General features: G+C 46.5%; 17 protein-coding genes and 1 other annotated feature. Of the genes, 14 read left to right on the forward strand and 3 right to left on the reverse strand.

Annotation, left to right across the window (positions count from 1 at the left end; all coding sequences use genetic code 11):
• Positions 1–79: 79 nt before the first annotated feature.
• Complete coding sequence (locus tag B5F53_RS07590) at positions 80–1123, reverse strand: acyltransferase family protein (RefSeq protein ID WP_087221998.1); 1044 nt, start codon at positions 1121–1123, stop codon at positions 80–82.
• The gene (locus B5F53_RS07595; protein WP_087222000.1) at positions 1120–1875 is read right to left on the reverse strand and encodes a lysophospholipid acyltransferase family protein; all 756 of its coding nucleotides are present in this window, start codon (positions 1873–1875) and stop codon (positions 1120–1122) included. Before B5F53_RS07595 ends, B5F53_RS07590 begins: the two co-directional genes overlap by 4 nt.
• Before the next feature lie 117 nt (positions 1876–1992).
• On the opposite strand from B5F53_RS07595, the gene B5F53_RS07600 reads away from it, so the two are divergent.
• The 9 genes from B5F53_RS07600 to B5F53_RS07640 all read left to right on the forward strand — a co-directional run bounded on the left by B5F53_RS07600 (position 1993) and on the right by B5F53_RS07640 (position 9656).
• Positions 1993–2403 (forward strand): protease complex subunit PrcB family protein, encoded by a 411-nt coding sequence (locus B5F53_RS07600; protein WP_087222002.1) that lies wholly within the window; start codon positions 1993–1995, stop codon positions 2401–2403.
• A gap of 22 nt (positions 2404–2425) precedes the next feature.
• Complete coding sequence (locus B5F53_RS07605; protein ID WP_087222004.1) at positions 2426–3982, forward strand: DUF3794 and LysM peptidoglycan-binding domain-containing protein; 1557 nt, start codon at positions 2426–2428, stop codon at positions 3980–3982.
• A gap of 67 nt (positions 3983–4049) precedes the next feature.
• Positions 4050–4916, forward strand: coding sequence for a 4-(cytidine 5'-diphospho)-2-C-methyl-D-erythritol kinase (gene ispE / locus B5F53_RS07610; RefSeq protein ID WP_087222006.1), 867 nt, complete (start codon positions 4050–4052; stop codon positions 4914–4916).
• A 21-nt stretch (positions 4917–4937) separates the two neighbouring features.
• Positions 4938–5612 carry a GntR family transcriptional regulator gene (locus B5F53_RS07615; RefSeq protein WP_242970265.1) on the forward strand — a complete coding sequence of 225 codons (675 nt, stop codon included), beginning with the start codon at positions 4938–4940 and terminating at the stop codon, positions 5610–5612.
• Positions 5613–5689: 77 nt separating this feature from the next.
• Entirely contained in the window at positions 5690–7180 is a 1491-nt protein-coding gene (locus B5F53_RS07620) for a spore germination protein (protein ID WP_087222008.1), read from the forward strand.
• Positions 7177–8271, forward strand: coding sequence for a GerAB/ArcD/ProY family transporter (locus B5F53_RS07625; protein WP_087222010.1), 1095 nt, complete (start codon positions 7177–7179; stop codon positions 8269–8271). Before B5F53_RS07620 ends, B5F53_RS07625 begins: the two co-directional genes overlap by 4 nt.
• Positions 8268–8882 (forward strand): Ger(x)C family spore germination protein, encoded by a 615-nt coding sequence (locus B5F53_RS07630; protein WP_087222011.1) that lies wholly within the window; start codon positions 8268–8270, stop codon positions 8880–8882. The genes B5F53_RS07625 and B5F53_RS07630 overlap by 4 nt, the downstream gene beginning before the upstream one ends.
• Before the next feature lie 63 nt (positions 8883–8945).
• On the forward strand, positions 8946–9170 hold the full coding sequence (locus tag B5F53_RS07635) for a hypothetical protein (RefSeq protein WP_140398223.1): 225 nt from the start codon (positions 8946–8948) through the stop codon (positions 9168–9170).
• Between the two features lie 36 nt (positions 9171–9206).
• Entirely contained in the window at positions 9207–9656 is a 450-nt protein-coding gene (locus tag B5F53_RS07640) for a DUF1934 domain-containing protein (protein ID WP_087222015.1), read from the forward strand.
• A 79-nt stretch (positions 9657–9735) separates the two neighbouring features.
• Here B5F53_RS07640 and B5F53_RS07645 read toward each other — a convergent pair whose 3' ends face one another.
• Entirely contained in the window at positions 9736–10182 is a 447-nt protein-coding gene (locus tag B5F53_RS07645; RefSeq protein ID WP_087222017.1) for a hypothetical protein, read from the reverse strand.
• Positions 10183–10438: 256 nt separating this feature from the next.
• Here B5F53_RS07645 and B5F53_RS07650 point away from each other — a divergent pair, with 256 nt between their 5' ends.
• From B5F53_RS07650 to rplL, 5 genes are all read left to right on the forward strand, one after another.
• A complete protein-coding gene (locus B5F53_RS07650) occupies positions 10439–11974 on the forward strand; it encodes a polysaccharide deacetylase (RefSeq protein ID WP_242970266.1) in 1536 nt (511 codons plus the stop codon).
• 39 nt (positions 11975–12013) lie between these two features.
• A complete protein-coding gene (locus B5F53_RS07655; protein WP_087222019.1) occupies positions 12014–13408 on the forward strand; it encodes a polysaccharide deacetylase family protein in 1395 nt (464 codons plus the stop codon).
• Positions 13409–13500: 92 nt separating this feature from the next.
• Positions 13501–14706: a trigger factor gene (gene tig, locus B5F53_RS07660; RefSeq protein WP_087222021.1), complete on the forward strand. Its 1206-nt coding sequence runs from the start codon at positions 13501–13503 to the stop codon at positions 14704–14706.
• Between the two features lie 139 nt (positions 14707–14845).
• Positions 14846–14992, forward strand: a sequence feature (ribosomal protein L10 leader region).
• 43 nt (positions 14993–15035) lie between these two features.
• Positions 15036–15572: a 50S ribosomal protein L10 gene (rplJ, locus tag B5F53_RS07665; RefSeq protein WP_087222023.1), complete on the forward strand. Its 537-nt coding sequence runs from the start codon at positions 15036–15038 to the stop codon at positions 15570–15572.
• Between the two features lie 38 nt (positions 15573–15610).
• Entirely contained in the window at positions 15611–15988 is a 378-nt protein-coding gene (gene rplL, locus B5F53_RS07670) for a 50S ribosomal protein L7/L12 (RefSeq protein WP_087222025.1), read from the forward strand.
• The last annotated feature ends 100 nt before the right edge of the window (positions 15989–16088 follow it).

The raw sequence follows: 16088 nt of genomic DNA on the forward strand, positions 1-16088 counted from the left end.
CTGAATTCTGACTTTATTGTATCAGAGGAGGGGGCAGGAGGAAATACCACAAACTATTTGGAATCAGAAGGCGTTCTTCCTACACATTGTAGGAAGAGTTTTTAGCGCCTTTGGAAGTGAAAGAAGAGAGAAGAAACTTGTTTATCTGACAGAGACAGAAAGAACCTGCTGCAATTACAAGAAGAGTGAGAAGGAAGACGCCGCAGAATTTTATATAAGAGGCATCTTCCAGGGGAATCCAGGTTAAAATCTGAGTAAGCACTACATGATGTACAAGGCAGACTGCATAAGAATACCGGGCTCCCACAGAGAAAACCTTTCTGAGGGAAGGCTGTGTTATCTGTTCCCCAATCCAGGCCAGTATGAGAAAGCAGAAGACCCCTGCCAGTGGAATTTTAAGCATTTCCATTCCCAGAGGCGCTTCAGTTTGGGGGAGGCTGAAAATTACAGCTCCTGCCAGAGCCAGACCGGCCTGCCGGAGGGAGATTTTTTTCCAGTAACGGATAAAGTACATTCCGAAGAGGAATTCCGGGATCCTTACCGGTAAAAAGTAATTCTGCGGCAGGGAAAAGGGATACCAGAAAGCAAAGAGAAGGTATACGGAAACCGCCAGACAGGCCAGAATAACAGGATGCCGGTTCATCCCCTTTAAAAGCAGAGGGAAAAGAAGGTAACACAGGATAATAAGTCCCAGAAACCATTCTCCCAGCAGATAAAAGGTGGGGACTACCGAGTGGGCGATTCCGTCCATTCCCATAATCGTATAGAGAAACCGGTAAAGGGGAACTTCCTGGCGAAAGCCCCGGGTCAGCACCGTAAAAACAGCCGCAACGGCATAAGCCAGCCAGAACATGGGATAGATGGCCAGAAACCGGCGGCGGAAGAAATCCTTTAAGTGAAAGTTTTCCTGATAGGTGTACATCAGAGACGCCCCGGAAACAATCAGAAAAAGGGACACCCCAAGGTGCCCCGGCTCCAAACCTAAAATTTCCGACGGGCCGATAAAATATGAGGCTCCGTCGGGGTTTAAAAGCCGGTAGCGGATATTAAAGTGAAAGATCACCACAAGGAAAATAGAAAGGGCACGTATAAAGTCCAGATAAAAAATGCGTTCCTTTTTCAAATCGGCTCCTCCTTAAGCAGCGCCTGATTCTTTTTCAGGGTATCGGAAATCACAGACCGGGTATAAGCGCCCAGCCGTCTGCGGGCATCCTTATCCAGATCTTGGGGGTAAATGGGTTTGCAGTATTCCACAATTACATGACAGGGGGTGATTTTCGGAAAATGGCTTTCAAAAATTTCTGCCGTATTGGTCATGGCGATGGGGACGATGGGACAATTGGTCTTCGTGGCGATTTTGAAGCTTCCCTCATGGAAAGGAAGAAGTTCCAGCTCGCTTTCCTGTTTATTGCGGGTTCCCTCCGGGAAAATGCAGATGGAAATGCCCTCTTTAATCTTCTCCACAGCAGTAAGGATGGTCTGCAGCCCCTGTTTGATGTCCTTACGGTTTAAAAACAGACAGTGAAGGTACTTCATCCACCGGGAAAGCAGGGGAATGTGCAGCATTTCGTATTTGGCCACGTATCCCGTTCTGCGGGGACACCGGGAATAGGTCAGAAGGATGTCGAAGAAACTTCTGTGGTTGCCGATATATAATACAGGCTCCTCTGTGGGAACATTTTCCTCTCCTATGACTGTAACTGTGATTCCGGTAATGCGCAGGATAAACCGGAACATAAACTGAATTAAATGGAGGGAACTGAGATCCTTTTTCATGGGAGAAAATTTTCCCACGATCCACTCTCCCACAAGAATGGGAATGGATAAAATCAGAAATCCGATGACTGTAATACAAACAAGAATAAAACGAAACATAGGGCTCATACCTTTCTCAATTAGACTATTACCATTATACGGAAAACAGAAAAAAGTTGCAATAAATCTTTTGCCCTCTCATAGAATAGAAATAAGAGAAAAAACACAGGTGCCAGAATGAAAGAAATCAGCCGGATTCTTCTGACGGCGGCAGTTCTCGTCTTTTGTCTCGCCGGCTGCCGCGTGATAAGGGTAGAGGAAGGAAATAAGCAGGATCTGGAATATGAGGTAGTGCAGGAGGAAGCGCTGCCCCGGGAGATCAAAGAGCTTATTCAGCAGAAAAAAGAAAACGAATTTCAGATGGTGTATCAAAATGAAGAGTTTTTGTATCTGATAAAGGGATACGGCCGGCAAATGACAGGGGGATACAGTATCCGGATAGAGGAGCTGTCTGTGTCGGAAACTGCCGTTTTCTTTTCTACCAGACTCATGGGGCCCTCCCAGGAAGAGAAGAAAAGCAGCGAGCCGTCCTATCCGTACATTGTTGTGAAGATTTCCTACCGGGAAGAGCCGGTGCAATTTCAATAACAGATGGTAAAGGAGAGGTTATATGGAATTAAAAAAAGAAAGAATTCAAATGCTCCGGGAAAAAAGCAGAGCGTCTACCCAGCTTACCTTTGACGAAGATTATAATGTGCCGGATGTGAAACCGGACATCGGACGGATGATACAAAGCAAGGGAGAAGTCCGGGTAGAAGAAGTCAGGCTGATGGAAAATCACGCCTATGTGAAAGGAGAGCTGGGCGTGGACCTGCTCTATGTGGGAGAGGAGGAAGGAAGAGTATACAGTCTGTCGGCCCGTCTGCCCATAGAAGAAACCCTGAACCTGGACGGGATGGAGAGCGGAGACAAAATGTGCCTGAAATGGGAAATCGAAGATCTCAGCCTGCATGTGATTAACTCCAGGAAAATGAATATTAAAGCCATTGTCAGCTTTTATGCGCTGGTGGAGGAGCCGAAAACTCTGATGCTTCCCGTGGAAACGGACGAGGAAAATGTTTCGGAAAAGAAAAAGAAGATGCGTCTGTTAGGCCTTGTGGTCCATAAAAAGGATACCATACGGATCAAAGAAGAGATTACCCTTGCGTCTAATAAGCCCAACATATCTGAGATTCTCTGGAGCACCATGGAAGTGCGGGGGCTGGAAATCCGGCCGGGAGAACACGCCCTGGAGGTAAAAGGAGAGCTGTTTGTCTTCGCCCTTTACGCCGGGGATGAAGAGGGGAACCCCCTGCAGTGGCTGGAATATGCCCGGCCCTTCCAGGCGCAGGCAGAATGTGAAGAATGTACTTCCGATCTGATTCCCAACATAGAAACTACAGTCATGCAGCAGAGTCTGGAGGTCAAACCGGATGCGGACGGAGAGGAGAGGCTTTTGACGGCAGAGGCTGTGCTGGAAATGGACATCAGACTCTACAGGGAAGAAGAGCATGAGATTTTGCTGGATATTTATACTCCTCTGGCAGAATGCATTCCTCAGGGAAGGGAAGAAGTACTGGAAAGTCTTCTGGTACGAAACTTCTCGAAATGCCGGTTAAACGACCGGATTCCCATGAAAGAGACCCAGGGCAAAATCCTGCAGATTTGCCACAGCCAGGGGAAAATCAAAGTGGATAAAACGAAAATTGTGGAAAACGGGATCCAGGTAGAGGGAGTTGTCCAGGTAAAAGTTCTCTATATTATAGGAAATGACGATATGCCTTTCTATTCCATGGAGGCTATGATTCCATTCAGCCATACAGTGGAGGCTGTGGGAATAACCGAACAGTGTGTCTACCATCTGCGGACGGATCTGGAACAGTTGTCCACAACTATGGTAGACAGCGACGAAATCGAGGTGAAAGCGGCCCTGAGCCTGAATCTGCTGGTGCTGTGTCAGGACAGAGAAAAAATTATTGAAGAAATCATCCAACAGCCCCTGGATCAGGAGAAACTTCAGAATATGCCCGGGATTACCGTATACATTGTACAGCCCAAAGATACTCTCTGGGATATAGCGAAAACATTCTATACAACGGTGGAGCAGATTTGCCGCCTCAACGATCTGCAGGAAGAAGAAATCAAACCTTATCAGCCCCTGCTTTTGGTGAAAAAGGTGGAAAGTTAAAAGAGGCTGTGCTATAATGAAAACTGTATACAAAAAACAAAGTACAAAAGATAATTGGAGGTAGGCAATGCGGTTAAGGGCAATGGCAAAGATTAATCTGGGACTGGATGTGCTTCGGAAACGGCCGGATGGTTATCATGAAGTCCGCATGATTATGCAGACCATACAGATGTATGATGTATTAACCATGGAAAAGTCGAAAAAAGGTGAAGTTTCTCTGAAGACAAATCTGCCCTATATTCCCACAGACAGAAGAAATCTGGTATATCAGGCAGTAGAGCTTCTGCGGGAGGAATTTCAGATTCAGGAGGGAGTGAATCTGGAGTTAGAGAAATTTATTCCGGTGGCTGCAGGCATGGCTGGAGGAAGTTCTGATGCTGCTGCGGCATTTGTGGGGATGAACCGTCTGTTTCAACTGGGCCTTTCAGAGAAGGATTTAATGGAACGGGCCGTCCGAATCGGCGCAGACGTGCCCTACTGTATTATGAGAGGCACGGCTCTTGCAGAGGGAATCGGGGAAAAGCTGACGCCTCTGCCGTCCCTGCCTTTTTGCTATATTCTAATTGGAAAACCGGGGATTAATGTATCCACGAAAATGGCTTATGAAAAGCTGAATTTAAAAGAAATTTCTCATCATCCGGATATAGACGGGATGGTAAGAGATATACAGAAGGGCGATCTATACAGTCTGATCCCCAGGATGGAAAACGTGTTTGAACCGGGCATTGTAAAAGAGTATCCGGTAATTGCCAGGATTAAAGACTGCATGATGACTCACGGAGCCCTTAAGGCGGTGATGAGCGGAAGCGGCCCTACGGTATTCGGCATTTTCGACCGGGAGGATACGCTGCAGAAGGCCTGTGAGGAATTAAGGAAAAGCCGGCTGGCCAAAACGGTATTTGCCACACAGATATTTCCGGGGACGGGACGATAAATAAAGGAAGGTACGGAGACGATGAGCAATTTTACAATACATATGGACGAATATCTGCCTCTTCGGGATGTGGTTTTTAACACCCTCCGCAGGGCGATTTTAAAAGGAGAATTAAAGCCCGGGGAGCGTCTGATGGAGATCGCTTTGGCAGAGCGGCTGGGGGTCAGCCGTACGCCTATCCGGGAGGCTATTCATAAACTGGGCCAGGAAGGACTGGTAGTCATGATTCCCCGCAGAGGAGCCATGGTAGCCAATATTACAGAGGAAGACCTGAATGATGTGCTGGAAGTTCGCCTGGGACTGGAGATTATGGCCATCGAGAAAGCCTGCAAACGTATGGACCAGGAACAGTTGGAAAAGCTGAAAAAGGCGGGAGAGGAATTCAGAGAGACCATGAAAACCGGAGATCTGACGCTGCTGGCGGAAGCAGATGTGAATTTTCATGAGATCATTTATCAGGCGTCGGGAAACAAGAGGCTGATTCAGATGCTGAATAATCTGCGGGAGCAGATTTACCGCTACCGGATTGAGTATTTAAAGGATGAACAGACCCGCAACCAGCTGGCAAACGAGCATGATGAGATGTATCAGGCCATTTGCAGAAAAGATATGAAAGAAGCCTGCCGCATGACCAGCATCCATATTGAAAATCAGAGAAGAGCCATTATCCGGACCATACATGGGGAAGAGGAATAAGAAACAGATTTTGGCATATCCTAAAAGAGACGGTGAAGACACCGTCTCTTTTGATTATGGAAAAAAGGAGAAAGCTTATGGAGCAGAAGACACCGGTATCTGAGAAGATTTGGATGAATGAGTCTTATATCCGGAAGAAATGTGAAAATTGTGCAGATATTATTATCCGTCCCATGAAACTGGGAGAAGAAGAGAAAGTTTCCTGCCTTGCTGTTTATATAGAAGTGGCGGTTTCCAACATGATGCTGGAAGATTCCGTTATCGGAAAACTGATAAACCATTTCTGGGAGGTTTCCCCGGGGGAAATGAAAGAATTTCTGGAAAATAACAGCCTGGGAATCTCTGATGTAAAAGAGCTTGCCACCATGGAAGAGGCCATGGACGCCATGCTGGCGGGAAATGCTGTTTTCTTTATGCATGGCTATGACCGGGCCATAAAAATTGCAGGCAAAGGGTATCCTGCCATGCCCGTAAGCAAGGCGGAGACGGAGAAAGTGCTGCGGGGCTCCAAGGAAGGATTTAACGATTCTGTAAAGATTAATTCTGCCCTTATCCGGAAACGAATCAAAGACACCCGGATGAAGGTGGAGGAACACACCCTGGGAGTACGATCCAATACGATGGTACAGCTTTTATTCATTGAAGATCTGGCTTCCCCGGAACTTCTCGCAGACATCCGCAGCCGTCTGAATTCTTTTGAAATTGACGGCGTATTAGACAGCGGGATGATCGAACAGTTAACTGAGGAGGTATGGTATTCACCTTTTCCCCAGTTTCAGACCACCGAGCGTCCGGATCGGGCGGCAATGGAACTTTTAAACGGAAGAGTGGTGCTCTTATGCGACAATTCTCCCGCAGCCCTGCTTTTGCCTACGACTTTTCACAGTTTCCTGCAGACCAGTGAAGATAAATATAACCGTTTTGAGATCGTGTCTTTTCTGAGGGCGCTCAGGTATCTGGCGGTGGTGACGGCCACCTTATTTCCCGGGCTGTATCTGGCAGTTATCCGGTTCCACACCCAGGTACTGCCGGCAAACCTGATTTTATCCTTTGCCCAGGCCCGGGAAGGGGTGCCTTTTTCCAGTATTGTGGAGCTGATATTTCTGGAACTGTCCTTTGAGCTGATTCGGGAGGCGGGAGTACGTATTCCGGGAGCTCTGGGAAATGCCATCGGGATTGTGGGCGGCCTGATCATCGGAGACGCGGCGGTCAGCGCCAATCTGGTCAGTCCCATTGTAGTCATGATAGTGGCGCTTACGGCTCTTGGTTCTCTGGCTATCCCAAACGAAGAATTTTCTGCGCCTTTTCGGCTGCTGAAATATCTGTTCCTGTTTTTAGGCGGTTTTCTGGGAATTTACGGGATTGTTCTGGGGATCTATCTGGTGGCTGCACATCTGGCGGGGCTGTTAAGTTTCCATATTCCGTATTTAATGCCCTTCGTTAAGCGTTCTCCTATGAGCGGTCAGGGAGACGGGATTTTCAGAATGCCTTTTTTGCAGATGGTAAACCGGCCTGTGTTTGCCCGGGATAAGGAAAGAGTACGTTTAAAAAGGAGACAGGTGAAATGAATTTTGCAGAAAATAACAGAATCTCCCACAGACAGCTTCGAAGACAGATTCAACTGGCCCTGGCAGGGCCCTTCCTTCTCTGTCTGGTGGGAAACCAGGGGATTTTCGGTCTTTCCGGTCTGGCAGGAACCGTTGTGAATCTGCTTATTCTGGGGATTTATACCATTTTCTTAATCCGTCTGTCCGACAGTTATACAGATCTGGTGAAAACCTTTGGCAGTTTCCGGGGAAGAATGGCAGGTCTTCTTTATGTGGCATATACGATTCTGACAGCGTCGTATCTGCTGTGGGTCATTGGCAAAGTGGTGCCTGAGAGCCTTCTGCTGGGCGTTCCGGCCTGGATGGTCAGTCTGCTGGCTGCACTGGTAACAAGTCTGGGAAGCCATATGGGAATGCAAAAAAGAGGCAGAATGGCTGAAGTTACCTGCGGAATTGTTTTAGGCGGCGTCCTTCTCCTGCTGGTTTTAGGAGCGTTCCAGGGATCGGCGGATTATCTGAAAGAGATAACTGCCCCGGATGCCTTTTCCTGGAAGGAGACGGGACGGCAGACGTATTATGTTTTTGCCGGATTTTTCGGCCTGAGTCTTCTGCCCTTTCTGCTAAAGGATGTGGAACGCCCCCAAAGTGCGGGAAGAGCTGTCTTTTTTAGTATTGCTTTGCTGGATTTCATTCTTGGGGCGGCCCTTTTGATTCTGCCCGCGGTTTTCGGCTGGGATCGGATGATGGCAGAAACTTACCCCATCCTTCCTATGCTGGCAGGAGCGAATCTTCCCGGGGACGTGCTGTCCCGGTTTGATGTGATCTGGCTGGCCTTTCTGCTTTACAGCCTGCTGTTTGCAGTGGGCAGTATGTTTTACTATGGGAACCGGATTTTAGAGTCGGCTCATTTATTCAGCGGCCGGTTCTGGATGTGGATTCTGGCATGGATTCTTTCTCTGGAGGGCATCTGGGGATGGAACATGGGAGAGGTGTATTTTCCGGCTCTGCTGTATGGATTTGTGCCGCTGGGACTTCTCAGCCAGGTGGCTGCAGGCTTTTTATATAAAAGAAGACGAACAAAAAAACGGGAAAAGACAGGTGAATCGATATGAAAAAAACAGGAATTGCTGTTCTGCTTCTTCTGGGTATGACAGTTCTTGGAGGCTGTCAGGGAGTGGAACCGGAAAACAGGATCTATCCGATGGCTATGGCGGCAGAAGCCACGGATGAAGGCTATCAGGTGATTCTGGGGATGCCGGATATGCAAAGCGCCACAGGCCAGGAGAAACAGGGAGAAGGAGAATCCCGGACAGTTCTCAGTCTGGAGGGAAAAGATTTTGCAGAAATCCGGAATCTCTATAACCGCACCCAGGAGAAATATCTGGATATGGGCCATCTGAAGGCGCTGGTATTGGGAGAGCGGATGATTGAGGAGAAGAAGTGGGGAGAACTTCTGACTTACTTAAAAGACGAGAGGTTTATAGGAGAGGACATCTATGTATTTCAATGTGATGATGTAAATGTGCTTATGGAAAACAATGGAAGTCAGGGGATTTCTGTGGGAGAATATCTCACAGGAATTTATGAAAACCGTCCCCGGGACCGGGCGCGTAAAGGGGTCACTTTACGGGAGGTCTATCACAACTGGTATCGCTGGGGGAAGCTGCCGGTCCTTCCGGAAGTAAAAGCCGGTTCGGGAACCATGGAGTTAGAGCCTGTTTAAGTGTATAAATAAGCCAGATAATGGAAATACTTAAGGAAAGAAGCCAAAGGAGTGACAGAAGAAGTGAAGTGGATACAGGACTGGAAACGAAGAGGAGTCCTTGCATTGGCGGTTTCCTTTATGGCAGCATTTCTTCTGAATCCCTGTGAGGCAGAGAAGATGCCTCACGCTCTGGCCTGGTGGGGGATACTTTATCCCCGGTACTGTTTCTCAGAAACGGAGACAAATGGGAATCAGGGAGAGAAACCAGAGTTGTCATTGTGGGTTGCAGAAGCCCTGGATTGGTGATACAATCGAAAAAAAACAGGGGATTTGGAGGAAACTATGACAACAGGAGACGTTATTATCCGTGTAAAAGGGATTCAGGCCATGGGGGAGGAAGACACCCCGGAACCTGTGGAAGTGGTTACTGTAGGAAAACATTATTTTCGGAATGGAAGTCATTATCTGAGATATGACGAGCTGATGGAAGGATTTCAGGAACCGTCCGTGAATTATATTAAGCTGTCGCCGGACAGCGTAGAGGTCAGGAAAAAAGGCCTGACCAATGTACATATGGTATTTGAACATAAGAAAAAGAACATCACATTCTATACCACGCCTTTCGGCCAGTTGGAGCTGGGGATTTCCACTACAGATATTCAGATGCAGGAAGAGGAAGACCGGATTCATGCAGACGTGGAATATGCTCTGGAGATTAATAATGAGCATGCGGCAGACTGCTGGATTTCCATAGAAGTTGAAGATAAGAAACCGGGAGTATTTACGTTATAAAAATATATTTATGATAGGAAAAAGCGCCGCCCGTGCTGCAGCGAAAACTGTATGCACAGACGGCGTTTCTTTTGTTTTCTTATTTTTGGATGCGGTTTTTCATCCGCTGGAAGAAGCTCTGTTTCTTCTGCGGAGCGTTTAAAGAACCTCTTAGTCCTCGTACGCCTACGATGTAAAGTCCGCTGACTTCTGCCTTGATTTCCTTCTTTACAGGAATCAATTCAAAGATCTTCTCATCGGCAATCATGGTAACGATCTTCGGCCCTACCTTCACCTTTACAATCGGCAGCTTGGAACGGCGCATAAGTTTCGGCGTCTGGTCAATGACCATCTGCGGAAGACCGGATTGTTTCAAAGGAAGCCTTTTTTTATCAATTACCAGCATAGACATGGTCTGTTTTGTCGCTTCGATCTGTTCTTTCTGTGCAGCCTGCCTTTTCTCTGCTCTTTTTCCCAGAAAATATAAGGCGATCAGGGCAGCGATCAGAATGACTAAAATAATAAGAAGTACCACCCAGAGTTTCATATTCATCCTCCCCGAACCGTGTAGAAATCCTACATGTATTACTATTGAGTTTCTCTTCTTAAGAAAGAGAAGATAGCGAAATTATTTTAGCATTAATTACAGAAAAAGGCAATTATAAAATGAAAAACAGTGGAAAATCTAGATAACAAAGGTTATAATAACTCTATCCGACAAAATCCGACAAATTCGGGGGAATTTGTGACAGCGGCAGGACGGGCACAGAAAAAGTGATAGAAATGAAAAATGAGGAGTAAAAATGAAAAGGAAGGAAACACAGGAGAGAACGGCTGACCGGAAAAGCCAGAGAAGACTGACGCCAGAACAGAGAGAAAAACTGGAAAAAAAGAGAAAAATGCTGGATGAAATGTCAGAGGAAGAACGGGAGCAATGGCGGGCACAGCGGATTCAGAAGCGGAGAGAACTAAGAGAGAAGCAGATTCGCAAAACCCGTATGATTTTAGGCGCCTGCGCGCTGGTTCTGATTCTGGCGCTTATAGCAGGAATTGCAGGTATCCGAAGCTGTGTCAGGTCAGGGAAAGACAGCCAGGCTCCTTCCGGAACGGAACAGCAGAAAGGGACCGTACAGACCGGAGGCGCCATTGAGACTGTGGCAGACGTTAAGAAAACCGCAGAGTATCATGCGCAGATGTATGATTATGATAAGGCCATTTCTCTTTTAAAAGAAGATCCGGATTATGAAAAGGATGAAGAGATGCAGAAAAAGGTGAAAGAATATGAGGAGACCAAGGCCAGTTGTGTGGAGTGGCCCCTGGAAGAGGTGACTCATATCTTTTACCATACGTTAATTAAAGATCCTGCCAAAGCGTTTGACGGAGATTATAAAGAGGGCGATTATAACCAGGTAATGACCACCATTGACGAGTTTAATAAAATTACCCAGTCCATGTATGATAAAGGATATGTGATGGTGAGCGTTTACGATATGGCCCAGGCAAATGAGGGGAAAATTGTTCCGGGTAAGATTTTGCTTCCACCGGGCAAGATTCCTTTTGTATTATCTCAGGATGACGTATGCTATTACCATTATATGGACGGCGACGGCTATGCCACCAAACTGATTGTAGATGAAAACGGAGATATTAAAAACGAGTATATCGAAGACGACGGAAGCGTTTCCGTGGGAGATTATGATATGGTTCCTCTGATTGACCGGTTCGTGGAGGAGCATCCGGACTTTTCTTACCGGGGAGCTAAGGGTATTGTGGCGCTTACCGGTTATAACGGGATTTTAGGATACCGGACGGACATCAGCTATCAGGAACGTCCTGCAGATTTGGATGAAAATAAGGTGGAATGGTTAGACAATCATCCCGACTTTGACCTGGAGAAAGAAAGGGAAGAGGCCAGAAAAGTAGCGGAAGCAATGAAAGAGGGCGGATGGCTGTTTGCCAGCCATACCTGGGGCCATCAGAATGTGGGAGACGTAAGTCTGGAAAAACTTCAGGAAGACACCCAGAAATTCCTGGATAATGTTTCTCCCCTGATTGGCGGTACCAACATTATCATTTTCGCTTTCGGCACCGATCTTACAATCAGTGAGGATTATTCAGGAGAGAAATTTGAATATTTAAAGAGCGCAGGATTTGATTATTACTGCAATGTGGATTCCAGTCAGTATTTCGTTCAGATCCGGGATAACTATTTTCGGCAGGGGAGAAGAAATGTGGACGGATACCGAATGTATTATAACCCGGATATGTTGTCGGATTTATTTAATGTAAGCGAGGTGTTCGATAAGAGCAGGCCCACGCCCGTTCCGGAAATGAGCTAAACGAGGGGACATTCAGAAAAAGAAAGGGGTATAAAGCAGATGAGAAAGAGAAAAGCGGCAGTGATCGTACTGCTGGTATGTATTCTGACACTACTTAACGGCTGCGGCCTGTTACCGTTTTCCGAAGATAATCCTCTGGAAAAAGATGAAAATCAGAAAGTGCCTGAGTTTCAGAGCAAACCCCGGCAGGAAGAAGAACAGGAAACAGAAGCATCGGCAGAAGAGGCAGAGATTTCCGAAGAGGAGGATGACGGCGTTCTCAAAGAGGCCGAAAGGATGGCCATGCAGTATGACTACACCGGCGCCATAGAACTTCTACGGAGCCAGCCGGAGTATGAAACGGACAGCCGGATGCAGGAGGCAGTCACTGAGTATGAAAACGAAAGAGCAGGCTGTGTAGAGTATCCGCTGGAGGAAGTAACCCATGTATTTTTCCATACCCTGGTAAAAGATGTGGATAAAGCTTTTGACGGGGATTCTGATGAGGCGGGTTATAATCAGGTAATGACTACCATTGATGAATTTAATAAGATTATAGAATCCATGTATGAGAAGGGGTTTGTTATGGTCAGCGTCCATGACATGGCTGTGGTAAATGAAGACGGAACCATGTCCAGAGGAAAGATTATGCTGCCTCCGGATAAGAAACCCTTTGTACTCTCCCAGGATGACGTAAGTTATTATCATTATATGGACGGAGACGGCTTTGCCAGCAAACTGGTCATAGATGAAAACGGAGATATTAAAAACGAGTACATCGAAGAGGACGGAAGCATATCAGTAGGGGATTACGATATGGTTCCTCTGATTGAAACTTTCGTAAAGGAGCATCCTGATTTCTCTTATCAGGGGCGAAAAGGACTTCTGGCTATGACCGGCTATAACGGCGTGCTGGGCTACCGGACGGATATTGCCTATAAGACCGGAGAAAATCTGGATGAACTCCAGCAGAAATTCCTGGATGAAAATCCGGACTTCGATTACGAGGCGGAAGTAGCGGCGGCAAAAGAAGTGGCGGATGCCATGAAGGAGAAAGGCTGGGAATTCGGAAGCCATACCTGGGGTCACAAAAACGCTTCTTCTGATTCCGCAGAAACCCTGCAGGCAGACAATGAAAAATGGGAGGCTTACGTAGCTCCTATTCTGGGAAAAACAGATGTAATCGTCTTTGCCTTTGGGGCGGACATCGGAGGATGGGAGAACTATGCGGCAGATAATCCCAAATACGCTTATTTTAAGAGCCGGGGTTACCGGTATTACTGCAATGTGGATTCCAGTCAGTACTGGGTACAGATTACAGGGGAATATTTAAGACAGGGCAGAAGAAATCTGGACGGCTACCGGATGTACTATAACCCGGAAATGCTGGAAGATTTATTCAATGCACAGGAAGTCTTCGACGCTTCCAGACCGACTCCCGTACCGCCCATGTAAATCTTAAATATCAGTAAAATCGTAAGGTGAGACTTTCTTTTTCACAGAAAATATGATATAACACTCATAAAGTATTTGAAGGGAGTATCTGAATGAAGAAAAAAGTAATGCTCGCAGTTCTGACTGCCTGTCTGATGTTCTCGGCAGCGGCCTGCAGTAATCAGGCGAATGATGATACGGCCGGGGAAACCCAGAACACGGCGGACGGAGAAGAAAGTCAGGAGACAGAAGAGAGCACATCCAGACTTGTTTCAGTGGAAGATGTGGATAAATATATTAAAATCGGAAACTATAAGGGCTTAAAACTGGATCGGATGATGGAAGAGATTACGGAAGATCAGGTGAATGCCCAGATTGAAAGTGACCTGGTGGCCAACGCAGAAGAAGTCACCGATGCCGATGCCCAGGTACAGGATCAGGATATTGTTAATATCAACTACGTGGGAAGAAAAGACGGGAAGGAGTTTGACGGCGGAAGCGCGGAAAACTATGATCTGACCATTGGCAGCGAAACCTTTATCGAAGGCTTTGAAGACGGGCTGGTCGGAGCGAAGAAAGGAGAAACCCGCTCCTTAAACCTCACATTCCCGGAGGAATATCCCACGGAAGATCTGGCAGGCCAGGATGTGGTTTTTGAAGTAACGGTAAACTCCATCAAACGGCCGGGAGAACTGACAGAAGACTGGGTGAAAGCCCATACAGACTATAAATCCGTTAAGGAATATCAGGCGGCTGTCAGAAGTGAAATGGAAAAAGCCGCCACGGATTCTGCCCTGGCTAACTTAAGAAACAGTGCATGGAGCGCAGTGGAAGAAGCTTCTGAAGTGAAAGAATATCCGGCAGAGGATCTTCAGAAAGCGAAAGAAGACTATAACAGTCTGATCGAGTCTTATGCAAAACAGTCCAATATGGAGATGGAGGAATTCCTGGAATCTCAGGGAACCACTCAGGAGCAGCTGGATGAGCAGTGCGAACAGTATGCGCAATATAAAGTAAAACAGAACCTGATTGTACAGGGGATTATTGATAAAGAGGGACTGAGTTTAACAGACGAGGCTGCTGAGAAAGTCAAAACGGAAATGCTGGAACAGTACGGTGTGGATGATATAAATACGTTAGTAGAACAGTTCGGAGAAACTTCTGTAAATGAATCTGTCGGCGTAGTGAGAGTCTGCGACTATATTATTGAAAATGCGGACATCACGGACAAGATTGATGATGGAGCCGGAGGTGTTCTGGACGGAGATGCGCCGGAAGATACGGAAGAAGAAACCACAGAAGGCACAACGGAAGAATAAAAATAAGAAAAGCGTCCCGGAATCTCTGCTTTGGAGGTTCCGGGACGCTTTCTGCAATAAAAGGGGTCACAAATTGGGAAGAGCGGGAATCAGTAAAATTTTGCGGAAAAGCAGTTGACAAATAAATACCGAAATGCTATAGTATCAACGTATCACGCCGAAGACAGTGGGTGCCGGAAGGCATAAAGAGAAATCACCCGCCGAGGAGAGATGATTCTTACAGATTTTATGAGAATGATTTTCACTCCCTGTGTCTTTGGATCCGGGGAGTTTTTTATTTCCGAATGTGCGTGTGTACGTCATAAATGAATAAGGAGGTGCACCATTTCATGGCAAAAGTAGAACTTAAACAACCAATCGTAGAAGAAATCGCAAATACTGTCAAAGACGCCCAGAGTGTGGTTCTTGTAAACTACAGCGGCCTGACCGTAGCCCAGGATACACTTCTTCGTAAGGAATTAAGAGAAGCTGGTGTTCAGTACAAGGTTTACAAGAACACAATGATGAACTTTGCGTTTAAGGGAACCGACTGTGAATGCCTGTCCAAACATCTGGAAGGAACAAATGCTCTGGCAGTTTCTGCAGACGATGCAACTGCTCCGGCAAGAATCCTTGCAAAATATGCAAAACAGTATCCGGCACTGGAAATCATTGCTGGTGTTGTGGAAGGAAACTACAACGATCAGGCAGGAATTCAGGCGCTGGCAAGCATTCCGTCCAGAGACGAACTGCTGGGCAAACTGCTTGGAAGCATCCAGTCTCCGATTACCAACTTGGCTCGTGTGCTTAATCAGATTGCTGAAGCAGGCGGAGCGGAAGCAGCAATTGCTGCAAAGGGAGAAGAAGCAGCTCCTGCAGCAGAATAAGAAAAAAGAAAAGATAATAAAAATGGAGGTAATTGAAAATGGCAAAATTAACAACCGAAGAATTTATTGCGGCAATTAAAGAATTATCCGTATTAGAGTTAAACGATTTAGTAAAAGCATGTGAAGAAGAATTTGGCGTATCTGCAGCAGCAGGCGTTGTAGTTGCAGCAGCAGGCGCAGGCGCTGGTGAAGCAGCAGAAGAAAAAGATGAATTCGATGTAGAACTGACAGAAGTTGGTCCTAACAAAGTTAAAGTTATCAAAGTTGTTCGTGAAGTTACCGGCTTAGGCTTAAAAGAAGCAAAAGAAATGGTAGACGGTGCTCCGAAGGTAGTGAAAGAAGCTGCTTCTAAAGCTGAGGCAGAAGACATTAAAGGAAAACTGGAAGAGCAGGGTGCAAAAGTTACTCTTAAATAATCTGGTTTCTTTCAATGAAGATAAAAGGGGTATTGCAGAAAATGCAGTAGCCCCTTTTCCTTGTTTTAAGGAAGTCTGAAAAACAGACAAAATCTGAGGG

Origin of the sequence: Blautia sp. An249, from assembly GCF_002159835.1 — a bacterium.
Taxonomy (GTDB): domain Bacteria; phylum Bacillota; class Clostridia; order Lachnospirales; family Lachnospiraceae; genus Blautia_A; species Blautia_A avistercoris.